The 4,132-nt window shown below is 71.4% G+C and carries 3 protein-coding genes and 1 pseudogene; all 4 read right to left on the reverse strand.

Going from position 1 to position 4,132, the window contains the following annotated elements; all coding sequences use genetic code 11:
• Positions 1-121: 121 nt before the first annotated feature.
• A pseudogene (locus ACFWX1_RS39130) lies at positions 122-697 on the reverse strand (GrpB family protein); the annotation flags it as partial.
• Positions 698-778: 81 nt separating this feature from the next.
• Complete coding sequence (locus ACFWX1_RS39135; RefSeq protein WP_378394901.1) at positions 779-1,642, reverse strand: shikimate dehydrogenase; 864 nt, start codon at positions 1,640-1,642, stop codon at positions 779-781.
• Complete coding sequence (gene mltG, locus ACFWX1_RS39140) at positions 1,632-3,593, reverse strand: endolytic transglycosylase MltG (protein ID WP_378394902.1); 1,962 nt, start codon at positions 3,591-3,593, stop codon at positions 1,632-1,634. Before mltG ends, ACFWX1_RS39135 begins: the two co-directional genes overlap by 11 nt.
• The coding region (ruvX, locus tag ACFWX1_RS39145; RefSeq protein WP_378394903.1) for a Holliday junction resolvase RuvX at positions 3,590-4,132 on the reverse strand (543 nt) is incomplete at its 5' end. The genes ruvX and mltG, both read right to left, overlap by 4 nt.

The raw sequence follows: 4,132 nt of genomic DNA on the forward strand, positions 1-4,132 counted from the left end.
GCTGTAAGCTTTTGGGGTGGGTTGTTTTTGGGTTTTTTTGGGGCTTGTGGCGGTGTGTGTGGTTTATCCCTGTTTAGCTAGCCTTCAACCCCCCCCCTTCAGCTCACGCTGGGAAGCACTACCGCGCGGCGCGGGCGCGTTCGATGATCTCGTCGATCACCGGGGTCTTCGCGTCGGCGTAGTTCTGGATGTACTGCCAGTTCCGCGCGGCCAGTTCCCGCTTCGTGCGTTCGTAGAGCGCCCGCTCCTCGGGATGCGCGCGCAGCCGTTCGCGGAAGAGCCGGTAGCGCTCAGTCTGGCCGTTGCCCGGGGAATAGACGTGCAGATTGACGTTGGTGTCCGGCCCCTTGAAACAGCGGTGCTTCTCCCAGTCCGGCTCACGGATGTTGAGCCGGTAGCCCGCGGCCTCCAGCGCGGGAACGTACGCGTCCTCGTCGTCGGAGTCCGGGACTTCGAGCAGGATGTCGATGATCGGCTTGGCGCACAGGCCGGGCACCGAGGTCGAGCCGACGTGCTCGAGCACGAGAACCCGATCCCCCAGCGCGGCGCGGATACGCTGAGCCTCGCGCTCGTAGAGCTTCGGCCATTCCGGGTCGTATTCGGCCAGGGTGACCTGCGAATTCAAGACGGGTGGCTCCCCCACCCAAGCGGACGCGATATCGTCTTCGGTGTAATCGGAGCTGTCCGGTTTGGGCATTTCCCCTCAGTATCCTTCCCTGCAAGAGGTACAAGGCAGTCGGCCAGAATATCAGGCGGACGATCTTGCGGAAGGGATTTTTCAGGAGATCGGCAGCGGAAGGATGTTCCCGGTCGCCGCGCGCAGGGCGGCACGCATGGCTTCCCGGGGCGCGGGCAGGCCGGTGAACTGCTCGGTCTGGCCGAAAGCCTGGTGCAGCAGCATGTCCAGCCCGGTCGCGAGCCGTCCGCCGCGGGCGGCGACGGCTTCGGCGAGCGGCGTCGGCCATGGGTGGTAGATGACGTCGAGGACGCAGCCGATGCCCGCGAGATGCTCGATATGGGGCAGCACGGCGTCCGGCGGGACGGTGTTCACCAGCACCGCGGCCGTGGCCAGCGCCGCGAAGTCCACTTCGGACCATCGCAGGACTTCGACGTCCAGTGCGGCCCGCTTCGCCGCGTCGACCGTCTCCCCGGCTCGCGCGGGTTCCCGGACGACGAGCCGGACCTGCCGGACGCCGAGGTCCGCCAGGCCGACCACCGCCGCCGCCGCGGTACCGCCCGCGCCGAGTACGACGGCGACGTCCCCGGCCGACGGGGTGTACCCGCCCGCGGCCCGCAGTGCGCCGGTCACGCCTTCGACGTCGGTGCAGTCGGCACGCCAGCCGCCTTCGGCGCGGCGCACCAGGGTGTTGGCCGCGCCGACGGCCGCGGCACGCGGGGTCACCTCGTCCGCGTAATCCAGCGCCGCGCGTTTGCCCGGCATGGTGACCGAGAACCCGGCCCATTCCGGGCCGAGGCCGTCGACGAAGCCGGGCAGTTCCTCGGCGCCGGCCTCGATCCGCTCGTAGGTCCAGCCGTCGAGCCCGAGCGCGCGGAACGCGGCGCCGTGCAGCACCGGCGACAGCGAATGCTCGATCGGCTTGCCCAGCACCGCGGCCTTGCGCGGGCCCGGCTCAGTAGGCACCGCGTGCCTCTGCCTCGTGCTTGTTCTTCACGTGGTCCTCGTAGGTCACCGCGAAACAGGACTGGCCGTTCTTCTCGCACTTGACGAAGAAAATCCAGTCGCCGGGCGACGGGTTCAGCGCCGCCTGGATGGCGTCCTTGCTGGACACCGCGATCGGCGTCGGCGGCAGCCCGGTGTTGAGATAGGAGTTGTACGGGCCCGGCTTGGCCCGGTCCGCGTCGCTGGTCAACAGGGTCGGCTTGTCGAGCGGGTAGTTGATCGTCGAGTCCATCTCCAGCTTCATGTTCTTCCCGAGCCGGTTGTAGATGACACGGGAGATCTTGCCGAAGTCGGAGGTGATCGCCTCGCGCTCGATGATCGACGCGATGATCAGCGTCTCGTACGGGGTCCTGCCAGGCCCGGCGTGCTGGGCGGTCAGCCCCGCGTCGGCGATCGACGCCGCCGAGTCCTTGACCAGCTTCGTGAGGATGTCGAGCGCGGACGAACCGGGCTTGACGTCGTACACGCCGGGGGCGATGAGCCCCTCCAGCCGCTTGTCCTTGTGCTCGGCCTTCGACGCGGGTTCCACCGCCCAGTCCGGCACGCCCAGCGCCTTCAGGTCGGCGTTCGCGACCGTCTTGCGTAGTTCGTCGGTGCTGACGCAGGTGCTCTTGCCGTTGAGGTTCGCGCAGGAAGCCTTGGACAGCAAGGAAAACACCCCGGGGGTGACCTTGCCGTCTGGCTGCGTGATGTCGTCGAACTGGGTGTAGGGCTTGAGTTCCAGTTCGCCGACCCGTGCCTGCGGGGACACGATCTGATCGACCGCGCTCGCCCCGGACATGTGCTGCTTCAGCACGTAGTAGCCGTGCTGGATCTTGGCCAGCGCCTGGTTGTCCTTGCCGGCCTTGACGAACGCCCGTCCGCTCGCGACGACGCCCGCGTCGGCGAGCTTGGCGCCGATCGCCGAGGTCGAATCGCCGTCCTCGACCTGGACGAGAACGTCACCGGTGCCCGAACCCTCGAAGTCCTCGTAGCCGAACAGGGCCTGGTAGCCGTACCAGGCGCCACCGGCGAGCGCCACGAGCACCGCGATGGCGGCGATCCAGCCGAAGGCCCGCTTGCGGCGGCGCTTCTTCGGCTTCGGCTCCTCGTCCTCGTATTCGCCTTCCTCGTCCTCGGCGTATTCGCCGTCGTACTCCGGGTCGTACTCGTCGTCGTACCCGTACTCGTCGAAGAACTCGTCTTCGGCGGGCGCCTCCTCGGGCTCCGGCTCCCGCCGCGAGCCACGTTTCGGCGGCTCGGGCTCGTCCGGCACGAACGGGATGATGTCGGTCGGCCGCTCGTCCCGCACCGGCCGGGGGCGCCGGGGCCGCTCGGGCGGCATCCGGGGCGGTGGCTCGGCGGGCACATCGGCGGCGCGGTCCGGCGGTCCGGCGGGCCGGTCAGGCGGGCCCACAGGCCGGTCAGGGGGGCCCACAGGCCGGTCCGGCGGGCCCGCGGCCCGGTCGGGCGGGGGCATCCGGCGCGGCGGGCGGCCTGGCTCCTCGGCCGCGCGCCGGGGACGGGGTGGCGGCGGCTCGCCCGGCTCGTCGCGATAGCGGGAGCGGGCGGCGCGGCGGCCGTAGCCGTCGTCGGCGGGGGCCGCGTACTCGTCCACCGGGGGCGCGAAATCCTCCGGTTCGGCCCGGCGGCGCCGTCCGCTGGGCCGGGGTTCCACCGGGGCGTCCGGCGGGGGAACGGCCCGGCGGCGCGGCGGAGGCTCGTCGAACCCGGGCTGCTCCTCCGGGGGCAGGGCACGCCGATGATGCCGGGGCGGTATTTCACTCGGCTGGGTGGACCTCGCGGGCCGGGGAGCGGATCGCCCCGGCGCGGGCCGGGGTTCGGGATTCCGGTGCGGGGGCGTCTCGGGCGCGGGTTCGCGCAGCCGTCGACGTCCTCCCCTGCGTTCGGAACCACCGGGCGGCTCGGTCATGACTTGCCCTCCCGAGCGTGCTGTGCGGCGGCGGCGTCGAGCCACGCCTGCAGGATTTCCACGGCGGCGGCCTGGTCGACCACCGCACGCTGCTTACGTCCCTTCACCCCACGCGCCGCCAGGATACGCGTCGCCGTGACCGTCGTCAGTCGCTCGTCGGCGAGCCGGACGGGGACCGGCGCGATCCGCCCGGCGAGCGCGTCGGCGTAGCCGAGTGCGATGGCGGCGGCCGAACCGTGCCGGTTGGCCAGCGTCCTGGGCAGGCCCACGATCACTTCGACGACCTCGTGCTCGGTGACGAGGGCGGCGAGCTGGTCCAGATCACTGTCGTCGTTCGCATCGCGGGACAGGGTAACGAGTGGGCTCGCGAGAATGGGGGCGGGATCGCTGAGCGCGACCCCCACCCGGACAGACCCGACATCGACCCCAAGGCGCCTGCCCCGGCGCCGGGGGGGGCCGCCCCCGCGGGGCCCGGCGCGGCGGGGGGCGCCCGGGCGGCGGGGGCCGGGGCGCGGGGCGGGGGCGGGGCGCGCGGCGCC

The sequence above is a fragment of the Amycolatopsis sp. NPDC059021 genome (genome assembly GCF_042739895.1).
Lineage (GTDB): Bacteria > Actinomycetota > Actinomycetes > Mycobacteriales > Pseudonocardiaceae > Amycolatopsis.